Genomic DNA, 22,357 nt, shown 5'->3' with positions numbered 1-22,357 from the left:
CGACTTCTGGAAGGCGGTCGGGCCAATGATCAAGGTCGGTGTCATCGAACTCGACGAGAACGCGAAGAAACAATCGCAGGTGGAGAAGGACTGCGTCGTGCGGACGTTCTCCTTCAGCGACGAGAAGGTGAAGGACAGGGCGTTCCAGCTCTCGGTCGAGGCCCACGACAAGCGCGCGCCATGGGGGCCCGAGCGGATCCACGTCCAGACCGTGGAGGGTCCCGCCTACAGCATGCGGCGGCGCGGCAAGCTCGAGACACGGCTCAAGGCGACGGATCGGTTCATCCTGGAGGTGGCCCTCCACACGACGGCGGTCGGCCTCAACAGGGGCTTCAAGCTCGAGCTCATCGATCCCAACGCCCGCCCCCCCGAGCCCAAACCGAAGGGCAAGGGCACGCCGCCCTCGAAGTGGAAGAAGACCACCATCCGCTACAAGCCGGACAAGGGCGGACATGGCGTCACGGACGTGGAGGGCGTCTTCCACGCCGAGGTGGACCTGAACGATGTCGCGGCCGCGCTCGAGGACGGTGGCAAGGAGTACCACCTCCGCGTCCTCCCGGAGAAGCCAGAGGACAAGGACCTCGTCCCACGCGAGCCCGTGAAGCTCTTCATCCCCGAGCCCCTCGAGCAGCAGAAGGTCGAGGACGAGCGGCTCTTCCCCGACATGTGGGACCTGCCGGGGGGAAGCATTCCCATGAAGGGAGAACGCGTATGAAGCCCCGTTCTGGTGGCGAGCGGTTCGAGTTGCGGATCGAGCCGGGCTCGGAGGGCGTCATCAACCTCGTGGCGGTCGCGCCCACGGAAGCTCCATGTCTCCCTGGACACGAGCAGCATCCGGCACTCCGGCCGCAGCACCTTCGTCACGCTCCGCGGCACGCACGAGCACCTGCCGGCGGACACGGTCTGCAGCGTCATCGTCAAGACGACCTCCTGCGGCATGAAGCCCCGCGAGTACACGATCCTCAACGTGCCCATGCGCATCAATGGGAAGTCGTGCTCCATGGAGGTGGAGATCGACATCTTCGAAGCGAGCTTCTTCGGAAAGGGCACGGCCGAACTCACCGCCATCCCCGACTTCCCGTTCGCGCAGGAATGCAAGATCGAGCAGTTGCTCGAGTTCGACAACCCGTTGGGCGTCCTGGGGCTCGAGCTCGAGAAGGCGGTCCTCATCGGCAAACAGTTCCAGCTCCGCGCGGAGATGAGTGACCGGTTCAAGAAGTTGAAGGCGACGCTCAGACTCTCCGTCTTCAATTCCATGGAGACGCGGAAGGGCGAGAAGCCCCAGATGGCGCCGGACGCCCAGCGCTATGCCACCCTCGAGTGGGCGGGCGACAGCCTGAGCAAGACGAAGCACTGGCGGGTCGGCTGCGCGTCGAGCGACGACTCCCTCCGGCTGGCCTATTTCGAGTCGTTCAAGGCGGTGTACGCCTTCGACCTCCGGGTCGAGGTCCTCCAGGAGCTCAAGGGAGAGGAGCAGGCCTACCTGCTGTGGGAGAAGCCCCAGGTGTTCTCCTACCCACGGCCGAGGCTCGCGGGCTTCGAGCTCAAGGACAAAGTGGTGAGCGTGAAGGTGGAGAACCTCGATGCGGACTTCAAACTGCCCCTCGAGCTGACGCTCTGGCAGTACGAAGCCCGCGTCCTCGGGGATGCCTACACCTTCGCGGCGATGGACCCCATCTCGAAGCCGGTGCTGGTGCACGCGAACTCCCCGGAGCGCTTCTACCGGCTGCATTGGCAGGAGCTCTGGAAGGAGAAGGAAGGGCCCGGGCGGAAGGTCTTCGCGCTCCTGCGCATTCCCAGGTCACTGACGGGGACGCAGGAGTACGTGCCCATCCACGCGGTGATGGACTACGAGGACAAGACGTACCTCCCGTTCGATGACGACGAGCTTCTGGCTCGAGCCTCCCAAGGTCAAGGTCCAGCCCAAGCAGAAGCAGCAGAAGACCACGAAGGAGCTGGCCACGGCGATCGCTTCGCAGGAGTTGCCGTCCCGCGCCTCGCGAGCCCCCCGCTTCGGAGAGGTCTGGACGGGGGTGCGAGACAACGGCCTGCTCGTGTGCATCAAGCTCGTCGGGGAGATCTCCTACTGGCGGGAGGCCGCGCCCCTCTTCTCCCTCTGCGACCCGTCCGGAGAGACCGAGCTGATGCGCCTGGAGGCGAAGCCTTCACGGGACAACCCCCGGCTCTACGAGGCGCTCGTCCCGTTGGAGGACACGCGCATCCTCGGCAAGAAGGTGAGCATCCGCGGGCAGGTCTCCCGGGCCGGAGCACGGCTGTGGGAAGAGGTGATAGCCGATCCACCCGCCTTCACCCTCCCCTATGAGGGCGTACCCAAGCTCAGCGCTCTCGATGAGAACATCGTCAAGCGCACCGACGATACGTCCTACCTGGAGGTGCGGTGTCTGGCCCAACACATCCCGAACGGAAAGGACGGCTCGGTGATCGAGTTCCGTCTCTCCGAGTACTTCATGGATCAGACCGAGCCCATCTTCCTGGCGGGACTGCCGTTCCGGTATGACCTGTCCAAGGCCAAGGGGGGGTTGTGTGATTCGCGGGGCTGGGTGATGGCCAGGCTCCAGCACGACGAGGTCATCAAGAGAATCCCGAACCAGGGCAGGTTCCGGCTTGAGGCCCGTGTGCTGCAGAACGAGAAGGCGAACCGCTCCATCGAGCTTCCCGTCATCCACAAGGACATCGGGACGTCGCCGCGGAGGCTCGAAGGCACCATGGTCTACGGGCTCCACAAGAACGTCTCCAGGGAGTTCCGCCAGAAGGTGCTGGCCATCTGCTCGTTCCTGAAGATGAACCCGGATCACCTGATGGCCTGCATGGCCCTGGAGACGGCCGGGACGTTCAGCCCCAGCATCCAGAACTCGGGGGGCTCCCGTGCCTTCGGCCTCATCCAGTTCACGGCGGGTCCGGTCAAGGACATCGACCCGAACCTGAAGCTGGAGACGCTGGCGGCGATGAGCGCGGTCCAGCAGCTCGACTACGTCCAGGCGTACTTCGTTCCCTTCGTCAAGAAGGCGCCGCTCACGAACATCGGGGACGTCTACATGGCCATCCTCTGCCAGAGAGGCGTTGGCCAGCCGCCCGATTACGTCTGTTACAAGAAGGGACAGAATGGATACGCCGGCAACGCCTCCCTGGACGTCGGGCCGAATGGGAAGCCCAAGGGCTACATCACCAAGGGCGATGCGACGGCCAGGGCGGAGCGATGGCTCGCGGAGGGGCAGCTCCTTCGCGGATGATGCCCCTTCCCCACCCTGGCTCGGAGCATCATGACGAGGGGTACCTCCAGTGGTGGGCGACCGGGGACTTCAATGCCGACGGGGACGAGGACGTGCTCGTTTTCCGCAGCCTGGGCGCCACCGGCGCAACCATCGCCGATCCGGCGGCGTTCGTGCTGACCCGTACCCAGCCCAGGGGCGTTCTCCAGGTCCTGAACGTCTGCGGTGACCGCATCGTAAATTTCCGGGGGGCGCCTGTCGTCATGGAGGACAGGCTCTCATCCAGAAAGGCGGTTCTCGATGTTGCCTGTCAATGAAGGTGCTCCCCGCGGTGGCGCGGCGGGTTGGAGAACCCTCTCGGCCGTATGTGCCCTGGCGGTGCTCGCCGCACCCCAGCGCGCGCGCGCGGAGCAGCTGTGCGACCAGGAGTGGGATGGTCGGGCCCTCGTCATCCAGATTGGCGAGCGGAAGAACGATGGTACGCCGCTGGAGCCATACGATCCTCAGCAGCCGATGAACCCCTATGAGTTTCCCGGGGACCGCTATCTCTTCCGGGAAAAGGGCATGGTCTATCGCGCCGTGGGCAGGTTCCAGGACCGGGCGGAAGGCAAGGAGGCCTTGAAGCTGGTCTACAACGAGATGCCGCACCTCTATACGGGCGCCTACCCTCCGCTTCTCTCGACTCCCGGGGCGTATCTGGTGACCAACTCGCCCAGGTGCACTATCAGCCGCAAGAACCCCGTCATCGACCCCGCCTCGTGGATCCTTGAGAAGGACGGCGTGATGCTCGTGGGGGCACAGTCGGAGTGCAATAAGGGCCAGCTCACCAAGACCATCACCGTGGTGTCGTGCGACGGCATGAAGAACCTGCTGACCGAATCCGTGTCGGCGCCTTGTGACGCGGGGCGCGTCACCTCCTGCATCCACCCCGTCGTGCCGGGGGTCTTCGTGTTCGAGCACTCCTACTCGGCACCGGTCCAGGGCACACAACTGCACCTGCGCGTCTACGACGTTCCCAAGAAGAAGCGGCTGCACTCTCTCGAGGCCGGCCATGACGGAGGCCCGGAGACCGAACTGATGAGCGTCCAGGACATCGACAAGGATGGTGTCCCGGAGATCGTCGAGACCATCGCCGGCACCGGGGAGCGCACGTCGGTGCTCAAGTGGACCAAGGGCAAGTTCACCAAGGTGAAGGCCCCATGAGGTGGAAGTGCGGCGTCACCTGCAAGGCTGAGCCGAAGAACTGGATGAATGACACGGCCCCGGCCTGCCCACCACGCAGGCCCTGTCGCCGTGCCCTCCGGCGCTGCAGGGCGAACACCGCGCCCAGGAAGACGGTGAGGGCATCCGAGAGCAGTCCCATGTCCTTGAGCAGCACCCACCGCACCCGGTGCGGAGAGAGGGGCTCTAGAGCCTCGGGTTCCCACCCGTGCCCGGGTTGCCAAGGCACGAACGCCCCTTAGGTTGACCCATGGCTGGAATCCGCGAGGACTACATCGAGCGAATGATCGAGCGGCTGGTGGCGGCGCTCGCGGCCATCCTGAAGGCGGGCAAGAGCCAGAAGACGGAGGAAGCGCTCGACCTGGTGCACCGAACGAGCCTGTCGCTCTTCGGGATGGAGTACCGGATGCTCATCACCATCGACGCGGGCTCGGTGGCGGGGCTGCTGGAGCACCCGGAGAAGCTCAAGGCCCTGGCGAAGCTGGTGAGCGCGGAGGCGGAGCTCCTCCAGCAGAGCGGAGACACGGAGGGCGTGGCACACCGGCTCGGTCACGCGCTCGCGCTGCTCGAGGAGGCTCGGCGCAGGAGAACGAAACCGGACGCCGAGCTCGAGGAGCTCCAGCGGAGCGTGCGGGACAGGCTGACGCGGCTCGATGCGCCTTGACCCGCGGACGACCCTCACCCCGGCCCTCTGGGGTGTACCGGTTGGTACAGCCGGGTGTCCCGGATGGTGCATGCTCCAGGACCAGACAGGCTCCTCGCGGGGGAACCGGAGCCAGGCACGGAGAATGCTAGGCTTCTGCATCGTGGAGGCAGTCATGCGCGGTGTCCTCATCCTCGCCATCTCGTTGTGGGCCGTGGGCGCCAGGGCCGAGGAACCGTCGCGCCGTCAGGAGCCCCGGGCCGCCATCCTCGAGGCGCTCGAGGTGCAGGCCTCGCTCCCGGCGCAGCTTCCCCGCCTGCCCGATGAGGCCTCCCCGGTGGCCGAGTCGGCCCGGGACACCGCCACGCAGGGTGCTCGCCGGGACGCGGCGGCCCGCACCCGCGGTGAGGCCGCCGGCAAGGCCCGCCGTGAGGCCTCGGAGCACGCCGCGCGGACTCCTCCCGGACAGGGCATCAAGGCCGCCCGCTCCGCCGCGTTGGGCGCCGCTGGAGGGGGCTCGGAGGCACAGGATGCCGCGGGCCGCTCCCGCGCCGAGCAGGTGCGCAAGAACAAGGACACCCGGCCCGACAGTCCGGGGAACGGCCGGCCGGCGCAGCCGAATCCCATTCGCGGACCGTGATAGAAGGTCTCGCGTGAAGCGTCTCGCGCTTTGCCTCGTCCTGCTCGGACTCACGGCGGCCACCCCCCCGGATGCGACACCCCACCTGCTCCAGGGGGCCCGCCACTTCCGCGAGGGCCGTTTCTCCAACGCCCTCGTGGAGTTCAAGGTGGCCCAGCGCCTGGGCACGGACGGGGAGGCGGACTGGTACATCGCCGCGTCGCTGGTGAAGCTCGGCCGCGCCGAGGAGGCGCTGGAGGCCTTCTCCACCGCGCGCAAGACGGCTCCGGACGCACGCGACGCGCTGCTCGACTACTACCAGGCGCTGGCCTGCTACGAGGCGCGCCTCTACCTGTGCGCGGACACGCTCCTGGACGCGGTGGGAGATGCGTCCGGGCCGCGCATCGGCGAGCAGGTGCGCAAGCTGCGCTCGGACATCGCCGCCCTCTTCCGCTCGGCGCCCACGCCCGCGTCCATCGACTGGTACCACGCGCGCGCCGCCCAGGTGCGTGCCTCGGGGCGCCCGGTGCTCGCCGCGCACTACCTCGAGGAGGCGATTCAGTTGGCCGCCAGGCGGGAGGACCGCCACCGGCTCGCCGAGGCCCGTGCCACGCTGGGGGCGCTGTCCGAGCGGCCCACGCCCCTGGTGGGAGGAGGAGGCCCGTGAACCCGGGCCTGCTGGTGGCCGCGCTGCTCGCCGAGCCCGGCCTCTGCGGGCCGGTGACGCCGCTGGCCTCGCCCGACCCGGCCGCCGCCGCGCCCTACGTGGAGGTGGCCGAGGCCGAGCAGGCCGCGGGGGACACGGAGACGGCGCTCGTCGCCTGGCGCGAGGTGCTGCGCAGGGACCCGCGCAACGCCCGGGCGCGGGCGGCCCTGAAGGAGCTCTGCCAGGAAGACCCGGACGCGCAGGAGGAGGCCGCGGCGGCGTCGCTGCTCTCCGGCCTCTCCCTCTTCGAGCGCGGGGAGGACGCGGCGGCGGAGGCGGCCTTCCGCGAGGCCCTCTCCGAGCCGGAGCTGGTGGACACGGCCTCCTTCTTCCTCGGGGTGCTGGCCCTGCGCGAGGGCCGCGCGAGCGAGGCGGGTGTCTTCTTCGACGCGGCGGCGGTCTCCCCGGACGAGGGGCTCGCGAGGCGCGCGGAGGAGCTGCGCCTGCAGGCCGCACGCGAGGGGCGGGTGGCGCTCTCGGTGCGGTTGGGCAGCGAGTACGACTCCAACGTGGACCTCGCGCCGGACGGCACGCGGCGGCGGGGCGGGAGCGCGGACGGAGTGGGCACGGGCCTGGCCGAGCTGCGCCTGCGTCCCTGGGGCCAGCGGGGGCCGTACGCGCGCCTCTCCGGCAACTACCGGGGCCACCTGCGCTTCCAAGGCTTCGACATGGCGGGGGCGGGGGGCGCGCTGGGCTGGGCGCACGTGGGCCCGGTGCTGCAACTGTCCGCGGAGTACGGCCTGGACGCCCTGTCGCTCGGGGGGGCGCCGTACCTGCGCGCGCACCGGTTGCACGGAGCCGCGCGCGCGGCGGTGGGCCCGGTGGTGGTGGTGGGCTCGGTGGCCGTGCGCCGCGAGGACTTCCTGGACACGGCGTTCAGCGGTTACTCCGGGTGGCGGAGCACGGCGCGGCTGGACGTGGAGTGGAACCCCTCCGAGTCCGTCTCCGTGTCGGCGGGCTGGTCCGGCGGCCTGCTGAGCACGTATGACCTGGCGCTCGGCTACCTCGAGCATGGCCCTCGTGCGGGGCTGCGCCTGGGCCTGCGTCCCGGGCTGCGCATGCTGGGCGAGGTGGGCCTCTCGCGGCGCGGCTACCAGAACTTCGACAACCCGCTGGGGGCCCTCCGCCAGGACCTGTCCCTCGATGCGGACGCGGTGCTGGAGTGGGACATGGCGAGGAACTGGAGCGTGCAGGCCTCGGTGGGCTGGCGCGGTGCGTCCTCCAACGTCTCCGAGCTCAGCTACGGCCGCTTCACGGGCGGGCTGGCGCTGGTGTGGTCGCGAGGGCTGTACTGATGGCGCGGCTCGCCTCGCGCGCCTTGGGCCCGCTGGGGCTCGCGACGCTCGGACTGGTGGGGGCGCTGGCGGCGACCCTGGCCCTCTACCGAGCGGGCAGCGCGGCGCTGGAGCAGGCGCTGGATGCGCGGCTGCGGGGCGCGGGAGAATCCGCGGCGCTGCTGCTGACGGACACGCTGGCCTCGCCCGAGCGGCTGGAGGCGCTGATGCGGGCCAACGCGCTGGACGGGGTGTACGTAGTGGACCGGAAGCTGGCGGTGCCGGCGGACGCCACGGGACCGGCGCGCAGACGGGTGGACCTGCTGCGCACGGATCCGGCGGGAGTGGAGGCGGCGCTCGCGGGAGAGACGCGGGTGGGCCCGGGCTACGCGATGGGAGACCTGCAGGTGACGGTGGGGTACTTCCCGGTGCGCGGGGGCGGGGGGCAGGTGGAGTCGGTACTGGTGCTGGAAGCGGGGCGGGCCTTCTCCAGCGCGCGCGATTCGCTGCGGCGGGCGCTGTGGGGCGGGGTGGCGCTGTCGGCGGTGGGCGCGCTGGCGCTGGCGCTGGTGGCGGCGCGGTGGCTGCGGGACGAGCGGGCGCGGCGCGAGGCGGCGGCGAAGGCGGCGCGAGGCGAGGCGCTGACGAAGATGGCGGCCATGGCGGCGCACGAGATCCGCAACCCACTGGGAGTCATCCGCGGCACGGTGGAGCTGATGCGCGAGCGCAGCGGGGCGAAGCTGTCGGAGCGGGACAAGGAATCGCTGGAGGACGTGCTGGGCGAGGTGGAGCGGCTGAGGCGGCTGACGGAGGACCTGCTGGACCTGAGCGCGGACCGGCCGTTGGCGGCGCAGCGGGTGTCTCTGTCCGAGGTGCTGGAGGAGGCGGCGAGGGCGACGGAGGCGGCGTTCCCGGGAGTGACGGTGCGCCGGAGCTTCGCGGAGTTGCCGCCGGTGGAGGGGGACGCGGGGAGGCTGAGACAGGTGTTCGCCAACCTCCTGCAGAACGCGGCGCAGGCGCAGGGGGAGGGCGAGGTGCGGCTGGCGGCGGAGCCGGACGGGAGGAGCGCGGTGCGGGTGCGCGTGGAGGACGACGGGCCGGGAGTACCGCCGGAAGTCCGCCAGCGGCTCTTCGACCTCTTCGTGACGGGAAAGGCGAACGGAACGGGACTGGGCCTGGCGCTGTGCCGCCGGCTGGTGGAGCGGCACGGTGGCACGGTGGCGCTGGTACCCGAGCAGCGCCAGGGCAGCACCTTCGAGGTGCGGCTGCCCGCGGCGCATCAGGCCCGCTGAGCCCTCAGGAACGGCAACGGTTGGGAGCCTCCCGGGCGCGTTGTTCACGAACTTGTCCAACAGTTGGACAACTTTGGGAAGAGCGCGCCCGGACGGGTCCGGATGACTCCCGGTTCGCGGCTGGAGCAGGATGGAGCCCATGGACGTGAAGACTCGAACGATGAAGGGACGTTGGCTTGCGGCATGGCTCGCCTTGCCGCTCACCGGTTGCGCGCTGGGCAGCGTGCGTCAGGTGAAGGTGGATGCGCTCGGCCCCTATGATGAGGCGCGCGGCGTGACGGTGGAGGTGAAGGGCGAGGTGCCCGACGCGCTGAAACAGGATCTCCAGGAGTCCTTCCAGCGCGGCGTGGAGACCCGGGCGCGCAGGCCCGCGGATGCGAGTGGCGAGCCGCTGCGGCTCGAGCTGCGTGTCGTGGAGGCCAGCTCTCCGGAGGCTCAGTCCACCACGGTCTCCGAGCAGGCCGCCGAGAAGGCGCGGACGGTATTCGGGCTCACCGAATTCGAGAAGAAGAGCGGACGGCTGGCCATCGAGGGCCTGCTGCTGGCGCCCGGGGGAGAGGAGCGGCTCGGGCTGGTGCGGTGGGAGTCGGCGGGGAATCCGCCGGACCTGGCCTCGCGCGCGGGCCGCGAGGCGGGCGAGGCGCTCGGCCGGGAGATGGACACCCGGCGCGAGGACTTCGTCACCCGGCGGGCCGCGGACGAGCGGTTGTTCCTCACGCCCACGGCGCTCACGCTGGAGCCCGGCGAGGTGGTGTTGAGCAACGACGAGCTGCTGCTCTTCCGCCTGGGGGTGGGCCTGGGGCGGCGCGTGCAGTTCGACGTGTGGGGCGGGGGGCTCCCCATTCCGGCGGCTGCGGGCGTGCCCCTCTTCGCCGTGCACGCGGCGGGCGGCGCGGGCGCGGCGGGGCTCGGAGTGCTGGGAGCCTTCGACCTGGGCCTCAAGGTGAAGCTGCTCGACGAGTCGCGCTACCTGCCGGGCGTGTCCGCCTCGTATGACTTCCTCAACCTCTTCGCGGGGGCGGTGGGCGGCGGGGGCATCGTGGTGCTCGGCCATGGCGTGGCCGGGGGCGGGACGGCGGGCGCGGCCGGAGCCAACCTCCAGTTCAACCTCTTCAGCGTCGTGGCCGGAAAGCACTTCGGCAACTTCCAGCTCACCGCGGGCGCCTACGTGCTCGACAACCACCACTTCATCCCGCAGAACGCAGCCATCACGGTGGGCGCGGTGGGCGCGGGCGGTGACGACGTGGGCGGCGGCACGGGCAGCTCGAGCACCCCCATTCCGCGCATTCCCACCCAGGTACAGGCCTTCGTCGGAGCGCAGTACGTGCTCGGGCCCCACAGCGAGCTCGCGATGGAGCTCTTCCCGCGCCAGCCCTTCCGGGACTCGTTCGGCACCACGGGGGTGCGCTGGCTGCTGGGCGCCGACGCGCCTCGCGGGCCGGTGGCGTTCGACCGGCTGCGCGTGCGCATCGACGTGGCGGCGCTCTGGGTGTACCTGCCCCCGTCCGAAGACGGGCGCCGGGGCGGCACGCCCTTTCCGCTGCCATGGGTGGGGCTCGGCCTCTACAAGCTCTGAGCCCGCGGCGCGAGCGCCTCAGCCGTGCTGGGGCCCGCGCGGGGCGGGGCCGGCCTTCTCCAGGGCGTGGAACTCCTCATCGGTGAAGACGCGCGAGCGGATGAGGAAGCGCACGCCCTCGGGCGCCTCCGCGGAGAAGCCGCTCCCGCGTCCCTTCACCACGTCCACCGTCAGGTGGGTGTGCTGCCAGTACTCGTACTGGGCGCCACCGATGTAGAAGGGCGTGTCCACGATGGTGCCCAGGTACACGTCCTCCTGGCCCACCTTGAACTCACCCCTCGGGAAGCACATGGGCGCGCTGCCGTCGCAGCACCCGCCTGATTGATGAAACATCAGGGGGCCGTGAATCCCTTGCAGCTTGCGCAGCAGGGCCTCGGCGGCGGGAGTGACGGCAACGCGCTCGATGGTCATCGGTGGCTCCCCGGTTCTGGCCTAGAAGAAGCCCATGGGCTTCGGGTCGTAGCTCACCAGCATGTTCTTCGTCTGCTGGTAGTGCGAGAGCATCATCTTGTGCGTCTCGCGGCCGATGCCCGACTGCTTGTAGCCGCCGAAGGCCGCGTGCGCCGGGTAGAGGTGGTAGCAGTTGACCCACACGCGGCCGGCCTGGATGGCGCGGCCCATGCGGTAGGCGGTGTTCGTGTCGCGCGACCACACGCCCGCGCCCAGGCCGTACAGCGTGTCATTGGCCACCGCCAGCGCGTCCTCCATGTCCTTGAACTTCGCCACCGACACCACCGGGCCGAAGATCTCCTCCTGGAACACGCGCATCTTGTTGTGTCCCTCGAAGATGGTGGGCTCCACGTAGTAGCCCTCGGCGAGCGAGCCGGCGAGGTTGGCGCGCCCACCGCCGGTGAGCACCTTCGCGCCCTCCTTCTTGCCGATGTCGATGTACGAGAGGATCTTCTCCAACTGGTCGTTGGAGGCCTGCGCGCCGATCATCGTCTTGGGGTCGAGCGGGTTGCCCTGGACGATGCGCTTCGTGCGCTCGACGGCCTTCTGCATGAACTCCTCGTAGAAGCGCTCCTGGACGAGGGCGCGCGAGGGGCAGGTGCACACCTCGCCCTGGTTGAGGGCGAACATGGCGAAGCCCTCGAGCGCCTTCTGGGCGAACTCATCGTTCTGCGAGAACACGTCCGCGAAGAAGATGTTGGGCGACTTGCCGCCCAGCTCCAGCGTCACGGGGATGAGGTTCTCCGAGGCGTACTGCATGATGAGGCGGCCGGTGGTGGTTTCCCCGGTGAAGGCCACCTTGGCCACGCGCTTGTTGCTGGCCAGGGGCTTGCCGGCCTCGATGCCGAAGCCGTTGACGATGTTGAGCACGCCGGGCGGCAGCAGGTCGCCCACCAGCTCCGCGAACTTGAGGATGGTGACGGGAGTCTGCTCGGCGGGCTTGAGGACCACGCAGTTGCCGGCGGCGAGCGCGGGCGCAAGCTTCCACGCCGCCATCAGCAGCGGGAAGTTCCAGGGGATGATCTGCGCCACGACGCCGAGCGGCTCGTGGAAGTGGTACGCGACGGTGTGCTCGTCGAGGCTCGGCGAGGCTGCCCTCCTGGGCGCGCAGGCAGCCGGCGAAGTAGCGGAAGTGGTCGATGGCCAGCGGGAGGTCCGCGGCGAGCGTCTCGCGGATGGGCTTGCCGTTGTCCCACGTCTCGGAGACGGCGAGCATCTCCAGGTTGGCCTGCATCCGGTCGGCGATCTTGTTGAGGATGTCGGCGCGGGCGGTGGGGGAGGTGCGAGCCCAGGCGGCCTTGGCCTTGTGGGCGGCGTCGAGCGCCTTCTCGACGTCCTCGGCGGTGGAGCGGGGGATCTCACAGAACGGCTTGCCGGTGACCGGGGTGATGTTCTCGAAGTACTGCCCCTTCACGGGCGGGACGAACTCGCCGCCAATGTAGTTTCCGTAACGGGGGAGGTACTGGACCTTGCTGCCCTTCTGTCCCGGCGCTTCATAGATGGTCGACATTCGGACCTCGGCTTGATTCGTGGGTTGAACTGGCAACGGCAGGGGAGAGGGCACCGAGGATAGACAGGTGCCGCTCCGCGTCATCGCCGGAAAGGAACACGGGACCGTCCGAAATTGATCAGCGGGCCCAGATGCCCGGTCCCATGCCCGCCCTGTAAGCTTGGTCGATGCGGGGGCGAGTGCTCGCCCGCGAGTCGTTGCATGACAGGAGGGGGATGACATGAAGTGGAGCAGTTGGCGTATGTGGTTGGGCAGTGCCGTGCTGATGCTCGGGAGCGGTTGTGAGCCTTCGCTCGAAGAGCAGGACGCTGCCAACCAGAAGCCGCCCGTGCGGGTGGCGCACGAATCGAGTCTTGGGGAGCTTGCCCGGAGCGACAGAAGGGAGGTGCCCGCACACGGTCCCTCTGGATTCGTCTCCGTGGGAAACACCCTCTTCTTCACGGCCACGGATGTCGGGCATGGCACCGAGCTGTGGAAGAGCGACGGCACGCAAGCGGGGACGGGGCGGGTGAAGGACATCGTCCCAGGTCCCGGGAGTGCTTTTCCGGGTGATGTCGAGATGGTTGGCACTCCCTTCGTCAACCTGGACGGGATCCTCCTCTTCTTCGTGGACCAGTCAATTGGAGCAGGGGCCTCCGGACTCGAGCTGTGGAAGAGCGACGGAACGGAAGCGGGGACGGTGCGGGTGATGGCCCACCCCGCGTGGGGGGCCGAGGGGTACCCCCAATTCGTTCATGTCTCCGGTGGGCAGGTCCTCTTCGTGGCCGGGGACGCGGCGCATGGTGCCGAGCTGTGGAGGAGCGATGGAACGGAGGCGGGAACGGGGCTCGTGGTGGACCTGGCTCCAGGGCCGGCGAGCAGTATCGAGGGGGCTCTCGGGAGCTTTGGCGGCCTGTTCTACTTTTTCGGGCACACGGGGGATGGAGATTCCGAGCTGTGGAGGACGGACGGGACCGCGGCGGGGACGACGCGGGTCAGGGACATCCGTCCAGGGGCCGAAGGCTCCAGCTTCGGCTACCAAGCCATCGCGGTCATCGGTGATGGCGCTTTCTTCTTCGAGGCGGACGATGGCGTCCATGGTGTCGAGTTGTGGAAGAGCGATGGGACGGAAGTGGGCACGGTGTTGGTCAAGGACATCACGCCCGGTGCTGAGTCATCCACCTTCAGTTCGAAGCGCTGGGTGGATGGCAGGCTCTTCCTGTCTCTGTTCACTTCCTCGGGGGGGGAGCTGTGGAAGAGCGACGGGACGGAAGGGGGCACGGCGAGGATCAAGGTGGTTTCCCCGCCCTCGGTGGGCGCCGCGCCTTCCTGGTTTCGCGAGGTGAATGGGCTGCTCCTCTTCAGGTCCGCGGATGCCGCCGCCACGGCCTACTCCAACACGGCCGAGCTGTGGAGGAGCGATGGGACGGAAGCGGGCACGGTGATGGTCAAGGACATCACTCCGGGCGCGGCTGGCTCCGTGATGGATCTGTACAAGAGTGGAGGCACGCTCTTCTTCACCGCCAACGACGGTGTCTCCGGCCGCGAGCTGTGGAAGAGCGATGGGACGGAAGCGGGCACGGTGATGGTCAAGGACATCGCACCGGGAGGAGCGAGCAGCTTGAGCGTGCGGAAGTTCCTGGATGTGAACGGGACGCTCTTCTTCCTCGCGGACGAGACCGGCTCCGCCAGACCCTTCCAGCTGTGGCGGAGCGATGGATCGGAGGCAGGTACCGTTCGCGTGAAGGATGTGTCCCTGAGCGAGCCCGAAGGCCCTCCGGAGCCCGAAGGCCCTCGAGACCGGGGCTGTTCGGCCTCGCCAGGAAGCCCGCTGGGTTGGGCGTTCCTGACCCTGCTGCCGCTCTCCCTGCGCCGCCGTCGCGATGAATGAGCGCGCACTGCGTGGGGAACTGTTTGAGCTGAGCCGCCATCCAGGCAAGCTCGACGGTATCTGGCTCCAACTGCATGGGTGTGGCTGACGCGCGCACCGGAAGCCAGGAGGCTGGTCCCAGGTGCATGGGACCGGCCTCCCGTGCGTCTCGGGTGTGAGACGTATCGCCCAGGTGGCGAACGGCTATCGCCGCACGAAGCTACCGGCGGAGAAGCCTGGGCCGGGCACGAGCCGGAGGCGGGGTGATCGGCGTGGGCGCGTCGGGGTCATCGGACGAGTGAGGTGAAGCATGGCGCAGGTGTTGGTGGTGGATGACGAGGTGAAGCTGGGCAAGCTGGTGGCGGAGGCGTTGGAGCTGGACGGGCACGAGGTGGCGCGGGTGGCGGGGGGGCGCGCGGCGCTGGTGGAGCTGGCGCGGCGGGGCTTCGACGTGGTGCTGACGGATTTGATGATGCCGGAGGTGGGGGGGCTGGAGGTGTTGAAGGCGGCGCAGGCGCTGCCCACGCCGCCGGCGGTGGTGATGATGACGGCGTACGGCAGCGCCGAGAACGCAGTGGCGGCGATGAAGGGGGGGGCGGCGGACTACCTCACCAAGCCCTTCGCGATGGACGAGGTGCGGCTGCGGGTGAGGCGGCTGGCCGAGCAGCGCGCGGCGGAGACGCGGAGCGAGCGGCTGGTGCGAAGGCTCACGCCGGAGTTGGTGGCGGAGAGCCCGCGGATGAAGCAGGCGCTGGCGTCGGCGAGGCAGGTGGCGGCGAGCGACGCGAGCGTGGTGCTGCTGGGGGAGAGCGGGACGGGGAAGAGCCAGTTGGCGAGGCTCATCCACTATTCGAGCAAGCGCGCGGCGGGGCCGCTGGTGGAGGTGCACTGCGCGGCGCTGCCGGAGACGCTGCTGGAGGGCGAGCTGTTCGGCCACGAGAAGGGCGCGTTCACGGGAGCGACGGAGCGGAAGACGGGGCACCTGGCGGCGGCGGACGGGGGGACGCTGTTCCTGGATGAGATTGGCGAGGTGACGCCGGCCACGCAGGTGAAGCTGCTGCGCTTCCTGCAGGAGCGCGAGTTCGTGCCGCTGGGCAGCACGCAGGCGCGCAAGGTGGACGTGAGGGTGGTGGCGGCGACGAACCGGGACCTGGCGGCGGCGGTGCGCGAGGGCCGGTTCCGGGAGGACTTCTACTACCGGCTGAACGTCTTCAGCATCGAGGTGCCGCCGTTGCGTGAGCGCAAGGAGGACCTGGTGCCGCTGGCGCACGCGTTCCTGGCGAGGAAGGGACTGCCGGCGTCGAAGCTGTCGAAGGACGCGGAGGCGAGGCTGACGGGGTACACGTGGCCGGGCAACGTGCGCGAGCTGGAGAACGCGCTGGAGCGCTCGCTCATCCTGTCGGGAGAGGGAGACATCCAGGCGGAGCACCTGGGAGCGGGAGGCCCCTCGCTGTCACGAGGAGGCAAGGGTGTGCGGGCGGCGGACGTGCTGGGGGAGGGCTTCAACCTGGACGCCTTCGAGCGCGAGCTGCTGTACGCGGCGCTGGAGAGGGCGGGAGGCAACAAGACGGCGGCGGCGAAGCTGCTGGGCATCACGCGCCGGAGGCTCTACTCGCGGTTGCAGAGCCTGGGCGAGAAGGTGACGGACCCGGACTCGGATTGAGCCCGGGTGCCAGGTCCCCGGGTTGGACTCCAGGCGGGCGGGCGCCTTGGAGACGTGGAGGTCCACGCGGGTGCCTACCCTTGGAATGCATCTCTCCCAAGGAGCCCGCATGGAGACCACGCCCCACGAAGCGAAGCATCCGCGAGAACTGGTTCACGTCCCCGTCTCGGTGAGTGAGCGCAAGGGCCTGCTCGACAAGAGCGCGGCGGCCGGAATCCCCGCGATGCCTCTGCTGGGCAAGCTGCCGCTGCGCCGGCTCATCCCGCAGAACCTCCACTCGGTGCTGGACTACCAGGGAGCGCTGACGGTGGCCGGGGTGGGGCTGCTGTCCGGAGTGGGGGCGGCCCGGACGGCGGGCCTGGTGCTGGGCGGCTCGGGCGTGGGCGTGGCGCTGTTCACCGACTACCGGCTGAGCTTCAAGAAGCTCATCCCCATCGAGGTGCACGAGGTCATCGACTACGTGTGGAGCGCCGCCGTCATCGCCGCGCCCTTCCTCTTCGGCTACTCGCGCCGCGGCCGGCTGGCCACCTGGGTGCAGGCCTTCGTGGGCGTGAGCACCATCGCCGCCTCCCTCGTCACCGACTACCGGGCGCAGCGCGGCGTGCAGTGGCGCAAGGGATTGAAGACGGACCTCGGCCCCGTGAACGGCTGAGGCCAGGACGGCGCGGTGATGTCGAGCCCGAAGTGACTCAGGAGTGTCGTGACCCGGCCGGCAGAGCGGACCGGCCGGGTCACATCCCCCTCACGGGCGGCTCACGTCACGGGCCCGTCAGGTTCTTCGCGTCGTTGATGGGCGACAGGTCCCCCACGAACCGGAGCATGTCCGCCATGGTGAAGTGGCCCGGCTTGCTCGAGGGCAGCGTGGGCTTCCACTGCGGGTTGCTGGCGAGGAAGGAGCTCGAGTCGTACTCGAGCAGGCCCACGAAGACCTCGGACAGGATGCGGCTGCCCACGGGCCCGAGCCGCTTGCTGTTCCCGCGCTGCTCGGCCTCCTTGAGGATGTAGTACCAGAGCGGGGTTTCCAGGTGCAGGTTGTGCCTGGCGGCCACCTCGCCATCGGGCCCCTTGGCGATGTCTTCGGGGGACAGGGGCTTGAGGCGCATGCGCCGGGCCACGTTCTGTCCGGAGGGCAGGCCGAGGCTGCGCCCGCGTCGCAGGTTGGCGATGGGCAGGTTGACGCCGGGCAGGACGCCGCCGTCGGGAATCTCGGAGAGCGTGGGCGCGAGCAATGGATCGAGCTTGCGGCTGAGGCCGGCCGTCACCCCGTCATTGGGGAACTGGAAGAAGCGCCGCCAGTCGATGATCCAATCGCTGGGGATGGGCACGCTGGTGCCCGAGCGCCCGGAGAAGCGGAACAGCAGCGCGAGCGAGGCCGTCGCCCGGCGGCGGGGGCCCTGCTTGAAGGTGAAGACCTCGTTGTAGTCGTAGCCCTCGCGCACCATGCTGTGCCCCAGGCGGTACGCGGCGGCGGCGAACTCCACGGGGATGAAGGCGTCGCGGTGCGGGCGGTAGAACGCCCGGCCCTTCTCGAGCACGTCCTCGAGCACGTCCTTGTCCACCAGCCGCTTGAGGAAGTCGTGCAGGACGATCCACTGGTAATGCCAGATGACGAGCTGGCGGGCCTCCTCGAACAGGCTGCGCCGGGCGGCCGAGGGCGGCTTGACGGTGCCGGCCTGGAGCCCCTCGACGATCTTGTTGTGGAAGCGCATGAAGGCCAGATGCATCTGGGCGACGATGATGTTCTCGTCGTTGCGCGGATCTCCGAGGACGGCCAGCCCCTGCGGGCCACGTGGGAGGTCGAAGTCGAGCGACGGCTTCACGGTCGGGTCGCCGCCGCCGGGATTGGGGCTGGTCTTGCCGATGACGAAGAGGGCGTCGTTGGGAGGGAGCTGGTAGAGGAAGGGCTGGTCGGCTGGACCCCTGCCGTAGAGGGAGTCGAGGTCCAACGCGGGGGTGCGGAAGTTGTGGAGCGCCAGCGGGTCGACGAGCACCTCCTGGATGGGAGTGGTGTCGAAGGTGATGTCGTGGTCGATGAACTGGCCGAGGTACGTGTAGCCGGCGGGGACGTCCTCGTTGTCACCCTTGGGGTCCGCCGGGGTGGCGTCCTTCATCGCGCGGCCGAGCTCCTCCAGGGCCTCGGGCGGGGGCGTCAGCGGCTGGAGCGACGGAAAGAGCCGTCCGAACTTGCCCGTCGGGACGTACTGGCCCAAGGGGGTCCCTTCCCCATTGCGTAGCATGAAACCATGAATGGCTGGCATTGTGCTTCCCTCCACGTGGTGGTGCGCTTGGACAGACACGGTCCGGCGCATTTGTGAGCGGCGTTCCGTGCCGGGTGGGAAGCTCGGCGGCTCTGCGGTCATGTTGTGTCCCCCCCCTCTCTCGGCCTGATGGCACCGAGAGAGCGGCCCATGGATTCCAGTTCGGTGCGCGGGCCGCAATGCCCTGCAGGGCACCTGTCCGGAAGCGCGCGAGGGCCCCGGACCGGAGGGAGGGGCCGGGATCCATGACTCCCGATCTTTCGCGGTATGCTCGGGCGCATGCGCGCCCTTCTCTGTTGGACCCTCCTGCTCAGCCTCCTGGGCCTTCCCGCCCGGGCCGAGACGGTGGACTCGATTCCCCGCCCGCGGCCGGGCTCCTGGTCCGTGGACACCACGGGTTCGATGTCCTCCTCGACGCTCGCCGGAGTGGACCGGTGGGGCGCGGAGGTGAACAGCAAGGGCCTGGGCCAGCTCACGGTGGTGGTGGTGGGGACGACCGGGGGGCGCAACCCGCGCACCTTCGCCACCGAGCTCTTCAACCTGTGGGGCATCGGCCATGCCGGGCGCGATGATGGCGCGCTGCTCCTCATCGCCCTGCGCGACCGCAAGGCGGAGATCGTCCTCGGGGATGGCGTGGACAGCCGCTCGGACACGGACCGGAGCGACGCCTTGATGTCCGGGGAGATCATCCCCGCCTTCAAGCGCGGGGACCCGAACGCAGCGGTGCTCGCGGGAGCGCGGGGCCTGAGCGATCTGCTCGAGCGCTCGCCTCTCAATGCGTCCGTGAGCAGCACGGCCTCCGTGCCGGACGTGCCCCACTCCCCGCCCTTGGATGTCACCACGCCCGTGCAACCGGCGGTCCGGTTCCAGGGCCGGGGCCCCTACAACTCGGGGCCCTACTATTCTCCGACCGTGATGGAGCGGGTGGCCTCGAGCGACATGGCTCCCTGGTTCTTCGGTGGGGGGGCTGGCGCCCTCGTCGCGGGGGCCGCCGGCCTGCGCCGCTGGTTGCGCCGGCGTCCGCGCATTTGCGAGCACTGCACGCAGCCGCGCCAGCTCCTCGACGAGGACAGTGACGATGATCACCTCGACCGGGGACAGCTGCGTGAGGAGAGCCTGGGCTCGGTGGACTATGACGTGTGGTGGTGCACGTCCTGCGAGGACGCGCGGGTGGAGCGCTATGGCGCCTGGTTCACGGCTTATTCGAAGTGCCCGCGTTGCAGCTACAAGACGAAGTCGGAGTCGACCACCACGCTCGTGTCGGCGACCTATGACCACGGCGGCACGGTGCGGGTGACGGTCACCTGCAAGCACTGCAGCCACCACGACACCTTCACGCGCAGCACGCCCAAGCTCACCCGCCCCAGCTCGTCTTCCTCTTCCAGTGGAGGCAGCTCCTTCGGTGGAGGACGCTCCTCGGGCGGAGGCTCCAGCGGGAGCTGGTAGGCGGCTCCGAGTGGCGTAGAGTCGGAGCCATGAACCGCGCTCCGCTCCGCTTCTTCTTCGACTACGTGTCGCCGTATGCGTATCTCGCGTGGACGCAGCTCCCGGTGCTGGCCGAGCGTCATGGCCGCACCGTGGAGCCGCTGCCCGTCCTCTTCGCCGGCGTGCTCAACGCGCTCGGCACGACGGGGCCCGCGGAGGTGAAGCAGAAGCGGTTCTACATCTACAAGCACACCTCGCGGCTCGCCCACGAGCTCGGGGTGCCCTTCGCCTTCCCCTCGGCACACCCCTTCAACCCGTTGCTCGCACTCCGGGTGACGGCGGCCGTGCAGGACGCGGAGGCCCGGCGCCGGCTCGTCTCCGCGCTTTACGCGGCGGTGTGGTCCGGAGGCGGAGGGCTGCTGCAGCCGGAGCATGTGGGCGAGGTCGTGGCCTCGGTGGGGCTCGATGCGCAGGCGCTGCTCGCGGCGGCCCAGACGCCCGCCGTGAAGGACCAGGTGCGCCGCAATACGGAGGAGCTGCTCGCGTTGGACGGCTTCGGCGTCCCCACCTTCGTCGCCGATGGAGAGCTGTTCTTCGGCGTCGACTCCCTGAGTCACCTGGAGCGGTTCCTGCGCGGAGAGGAGCCGCTCTCCCGCGAGGAGCTGGAGCGCCTGCGGACCCTGCCCGTCGCCGCTTCACGGATTTGAACCAGGGCGGTGGCACGTGGCCGCCCGGCTCCCTACCTTCTTGGGGAGGGTCTCTTCGATGCCACCACCTCCCGGATCCACCATGTCGTCCTCCCGCAACGTCTCCATTGATGAGCTGCTCCGCTCCGCCGAGGAGCGGGAGGAAGCGGGGGATGCGCTGGGGGCCGAGGCGCTGCTCGGCCGCGTCATCTCGCTCAAGCCGGAGTTCTCGCTGGCCTGGTACCGGCGCGGCATGCTGCGCCTCTTCGAGCAGGAGGCATACGAGGAGGCACTCGCCGACCTGAGCCGCGCCGCGGAGCTGGGCGTGGACCAGGTGGGGATTCCTGTGTCGCAGCTCCATTACCTGCACGGAGAGTGTCTGTTCGGCCTCGGCCGGTTCGAAGAGGCCGAGGTGCGGCTCCAGCAGGGGCTCATCGGCGAACAGGACGAGGTGCTGCGGGCGGAGATCTACTTCCGGCGCGCCGAGTGCGCCGACGAGCTGGGGCGGCCCGAGGCGCTGCGCGAGGCGCTCACGGGCTTCCTGGCGCACAAGGCCGCGTTCCTGGACTCGGGCGGGGAGGGCGAGCAGGTTGAGTGGGCCGAGACGCGGCTCGCCGGGCTCTCCGGCGAGCCGTGAGGCGCGAGGTCACGGCGTGCCGCTGACGTTCGGCGGCGTGTAGGTGGCCTTCGGGTCCACCTCTGCGGCGTAGGGGCTCGTCCACGTGTCCTGGAAGAAGCGCTCGAGCTGGTTGGCGAACGGCTCGCCCTCCACGATGACGCCCACGTTGCGGCTCTGCGTGAAGTAGTCGCGCTCCCAGTTGCTCGTGCCCAGCCACGCCTGCTCCCCGTCCACCACCATGTACTTGGCGTGCACTACGCGCGCGAACGGGATGAAGCCGCCGGACCACTGCGGAATGGTGACCAGCTTCACCGTCAGCCCCGGCGGGGCGTGCAGCGCCTGCAGGCCCTCGATGGTGCCCTTGCGCTTGCCCCAGTCCGCCAGCAGCAGCTCCACCTTCACCCCGCGCGCCGCCGCCCGCTTCAGCGCGTCCTCCAGCTCGGGGAACGGCTTTCCGTCACGGCTCTTCGCCTTGTACGTGAGGAGCTGCACCCGCACCGAGCGCTTCGCTCCGTCGATGAGCGTCAACAGCTTCGGCAGGTCCCACGTGGCCGGGTCCGGCAGGTGGCCCTCGGGGCTGTGGGCCGGCGTCACGCGCACCGTGCCTCCCGCGTAGCTCGCCGGGAACGGGCCGCTCACCGCCGCCGTGGCCGGTGCCTGGCCTCCGGTGGCCAGCGCCCAGTCCTGCTCGAAGATGTCCGCGAGCGAGCGCACCACCTCGGGCACCCGGATGCGCAGCCCGAGCTTCCTGGATGTGCTCCAGCGAGCGCCAGTCGAAGTTCTGGCTGCCCAGGAAGGCTTCGCGCCCGTCCACCACGAAGTACTTCGCGTGCAGCACGCCGCCCATCGCCTTGCCCAGGTCCACCCGGCGCATCTCGATGCCCGGCCGCTTCGCCAGCCGCTCCAGCGTCTCCGGGTACGTCTTGTAGAACTTCTCGTCCGCGAGCACCCGCACCTTCACGCCCCGGTCCGCCGCCGCCTCGACGGCTTGAATCACCTTCTCCAGCCGGCTGCCCGGCGCGTTGCTCACGTAGAACTGGGCCACGTCCAGCGTCCGCGCCGCCCCGTTCACCATCTCCGGCCACACCTCGTGGGCGTCGGGGATGTCCGCATGGTCCAGCGTCGTCTCCACCGGGCTGCTCTCCACCAGCACCAGTCCGGGAAGCGCGGCCTCGGGAGCGGCGGCACGCACCGTGGAAGCGGGCGCGGCGCACGCGAGGGACAGCACGAGGGGAAGCAGCAGGGCGTTCAATCTCAGGGACATGGGCGCACCGTATACAAAAACCAAGGGCCCCCCGCGATCGCTCGCGGAGGGCCCCGGGTTCACACCGTTGGT

At 69.4% G+C, this 22,357-nt stretch carries 21 protein-coding genes and 1 pseudogene; 16 read left to right on the top strand and 6 right to left on the bottom strand.

What is annotated here, in order from left to right; genetic code table 11:
- Window positions 1-937 precede the first annotated feature (937 nt).
- The 4 genes from ACN28I_RS27450 to ACN28I_RS27435 are packed head-to-tail and all read left to right on the top strand — an operon-like array spanning window position 938 to window position 4,433.
- The gene (locus ACN28I_RS27450) at window positions 938-2,323 is read left to right on the top strand and encodes a hypothetical protein (protein ID WP_420944895.1); all 1,386 of its coding nucleotides are present in this window, start codon (window positions 938-940) and stop codon (window positions 2,321-2,323) included.
- On the top strand, window positions 2,286-3,251 hold the full coding sequence (locus ACN28I_RS27445) for a hypothetical protein (protein WP_420944894.1): 966 nt from the start codon (window positions 2,286-2,288) through the stop codon (window positions 3,249-3,251). The genes ACN28I_RS27450 and ACN28I_RS27445 overlap by 38 nt, the downstream gene beginning before the upstream one ends.
- Window positions 3,248-3,547, top strand: coding sequence for a hypothetical protein (locus ACN28I_RS27440; protein WP_420944893.1), 300 nt, complete (start codon window positions 3,248-3,250; stop codon window positions 3,545-3,547). Before ACN28I_RS27445 ends, ACN28I_RS27440 begins: the two co-directional genes overlap by 4 nt.
- Window positions 3,531-4,433 (top strand): hypothetical protein, encoded by a 903-nt coding sequence (locus ACN28I_RS27435; RefSeq protein WP_420944892.1) that lies wholly within the window; start codon window positions 3,531-3,533, stop codon window positions 4,431-4,433. Before ACN28I_RS27440 ends, ACN28I_RS27435 begins: the two co-directional genes overlap by 17 nt.
- Here ACN28I_RS27435 and ACN28I_RS27430 read toward each other — a convergent pair.
- Window positions 4,411-4,608 carry a hypothetical protein gene (locus ACN28I_RS27430; RefSeq protein WP_420944891.1) on the bottom strand — a complete coding sequence of 66 codons (198 nt, stop codon included), beginning with the start codon at window positions 4,606-4,608 and terminating at the stop codon, window positions 4,411-4,413. The two genes, ACN28I_RS27435 and ACN28I_RS27430, sit on opposite strands and share 23 nt — an antisense overlap.
- Window positions 4,609-4,701: 93 nt before the next feature.
- On the opposite strand from ACN28I_RS27430, the gene ACN28I_RS27425 reads away from it, so the two are divergent.
- The 6 genes from ACN28I_RS27425 to ACN28I_RS27400 all read left to right on the top strand — a co-directional run bounded on the left by ACN28I_RS27425 (window position 4,702) and on the right by ACN28I_RS27400 (window position 10,561).
- A complete protein-coding gene (locus ACN28I_RS27425) occupies window positions 4,702-5,115 on the top strand; it encodes a hypothetical protein (protein ID WP_420944890.1) in 414 nt (137 codons plus the stop codon).
- A 154-nt stretch (window positions 5,116-5,269) separates the two neighbouring features.
- On the top strand, window positions 5,270-5,734 hold the full coding sequence (locus ACN28I_RS27420; RefSeq protein ID WP_420944889.1) for a hypothetical protein: 465 nt from the start codon (window positions 5,270-5,272) through the stop codon (window positions 5,732-5,734).
- 13 nt (window positions 5,735-5,747) lie between these two features.
- Window positions 5,748-6,380 (top strand): hypothetical protein, encoded by a 633-nt coding sequence (locus tag ACN28I_RS27415; RefSeq protein WP_420944888.1) that lies wholly within the window; start codon window positions 5,748-5,750, stop codon window positions 6,378-6,380.
- Window positions 6,377-7,714 (top strand): hypothetical protein, encoded by a 1,338-nt coding sequence (locus ACN28I_RS27410; RefSeq protein WP_420944887.1) that lies wholly within the window; start codon window positions 6,377-6,379, stop codon window positions 7,712-7,714. Before ACN28I_RS27415 ends, ACN28I_RS27410 begins: the two co-directional genes overlap by 4 nt.
- Window positions 7,714-8,985, top strand: coding sequence for a two-component system sensor histidine kinase NtrB (locus ACN28I_RS27405; protein WP_420944886.1), 1,272 nt, complete (start codon window positions 7,714-7,716; stop codon window positions 8,983-8,985). The genes ACN28I_RS27410 and ACN28I_RS27405 overlap by 1 nt, the downstream gene beginning before the upstream one ends.
- Before the next feature lie 145 nt (window positions 8,986-9,130).
- Window positions 9,131-10,561, top strand: a complete 1,431-nt coding sequence (locus tag ACN28I_RS27400; RefSeq protein ID WP_420944885.1) for a hypothetical protein — start codon at window positions 9,131-9,133, stop codon at window positions 10,559-10,561.
- 18 nt (window positions 10,562-10,579) lie between these two features.
- On the opposite strand, the gene ACN28I_RS27395 is transcribed toward ACN28I_RS27400, so the two are convergent.
- On the bottom strand, window positions 10,580-10,972 hold the full coding sequence (locus ACN28I_RS27395; RefSeq protein ID WP_420944884.1) for a DUF779 domain-containing protein: 393 nt from the start codon (window positions 10,970-10,972) through the stop codon (window positions 10,580-10,582).
- A 21-nt stretch (window positions 10,973-10,993) separates the two neighbouring features.
- Window positions 10,994-12,521, bottom strand: a pseudogene (adh, locus tag ACN28I_RS27390) (aldehyde dehydrogenase).
- Between the two features lie 418 nt (window positions 12,522-12,939).
- Here adh and ACN28I_RS27385 point away from each other — a divergent pair.
- The 3 genes from ACN28I_RS27385 (at window position 12,940) to ACN28I_RS27375 (ending at window position 16,685) form a co-directional block, all read left to right on the top strand.
- A complete protein-coding gene (locus ACN28I_RS27385; RefSeq protein ID WP_420944883.1) occupies window positions 12,940-14,391 on the top strand; it encodes an ELWxxDGT repeat protein in 1,452 nt (483 codons plus the stop codon).
- 289 nt (window positions 14,392-14,680) lie between these two features.
- Window positions 14,681-16,033 carry a sigma-54-dependent transcriptional regulator gene (locus ACN28I_RS27380; RefSeq protein ID WP_420944882.1) on the top strand — a complete coding sequence of 451 codons (1,353 nt, stop codon included), beginning with the start codon at window positions 14,681-14,683 and terminating at the stop codon, window positions 16,031-16,033.
- Window positions 16,034-16,142: 109 nt separating this feature from the next.
- Window positions 16,143-16,685, top strand: a complete 543-nt coding sequence (locus tag ACN28I_RS27375; protein WP_420944881.1) for a hypothetical protein — start codon at window positions 16,143-16,145, stop codon at window positions 16,683-16,685.
- A gap of 106 nt (window positions 16,686-16,791) precedes the next feature.
- On the opposite strand, the gene ACN28I_RS27370 is transcribed toward ACN28I_RS27375, so the two are convergent.
- Window positions 16,792-18,243, bottom strand: a complete 1,452-nt coding sequence (locus ACN28I_RS27370; RefSeq protein ID WP_420944880.1) for a peroxidase family protein — start codon at window positions 18,241-18,243, stop codon at window positions 16,792-16,794.
- 327 nt (window positions 18,244-18,570) lie between these two features.
- Here ACN28I_RS27370 and ACN28I_RS27365 point away from each other — a divergent pair, with 327 nt between their 5' ends.
- From ACN28I_RS27365 to ACN28I_RS27355, 3 genes are all read left to right on the top strand, one after another.
- A complete protein-coding gene (locus ACN28I_RS27365; RefSeq protein WP_420944879.1) occupies window positions 18,571-19,737 on the top strand; it encodes a TPM domain-containing protein in 1,167 nt (388 codons plus the stop codon).
- 29 nt (window positions 19,738-19,766) lie between these two features.
- Window positions 19,767-20,423, top strand: a complete 657-nt coding sequence (locus tag ACN28I_RS27360; protein WP_420944878.1) for a 2-hydroxychromene-2-carboxylate isomerase — start codon at window positions 19,767-19,769, stop codon at window positions 20,421-20,423.
- Window positions 20,424-20,505: 82 nt separating this feature from the next.
- Window positions 20,506-21,039 (top strand): hypothetical protein, encoded by a 534-nt coding sequence (locus ACN28I_RS27355; protein WP_420944877.1) that lies wholly within the window; start codon window positions 20,506-20,508, stop codon window positions 21,037-21,039.
- A 9-nt stretch (window positions 21,040-21,048) separates the two neighbouring features.
- Here the strand turns inward: ACN28I_RS27355 and ACN28I_RS27350 are convergent, their stop codons facing one another.
- Window positions 21,049-21,549: a phospholipase D-like domain-containing protein gene (locus ACN28I_RS27350; RefSeq protein WP_420944876.1), complete on the bottom strand. Its 501-nt coding sequence runs from the start codon at window positions 21,547-21,549 to the stop codon at window positions 21,049-21,051.
- Window positions 21,479-22,285 carry a phospholipase D-like domain-containing protein gene (locus ACN28I_RS27345; protein WP_420944875.1) on the bottom strand — a complete coding sequence of 269 codons (807 nt, stop codon included), beginning with the start codon at window positions 22,283-22,285 and terminating at the stop codon, window positions 21,479-21,481. Before ACN28I_RS27345 ends, ACN28I_RS27350 begins: the two co-directional genes overlap by 71 nt.
- Window positions 22,286-22,357: the final 72 nt, after the last annotated feature.

This window comes from Archangium gephyra, from assembly GCF_049060025.1.
Classification (GTDB): Bacteria; Myxococcota; Myxococcia; order Myxococcales; family Myxococcaceae; genus Archangium; species Archangium gephyra_A.
Note: the sequence above shows the minus strand (reverse complement) of the source record. Positions and strands in the feature narration are given on the sequence as shown.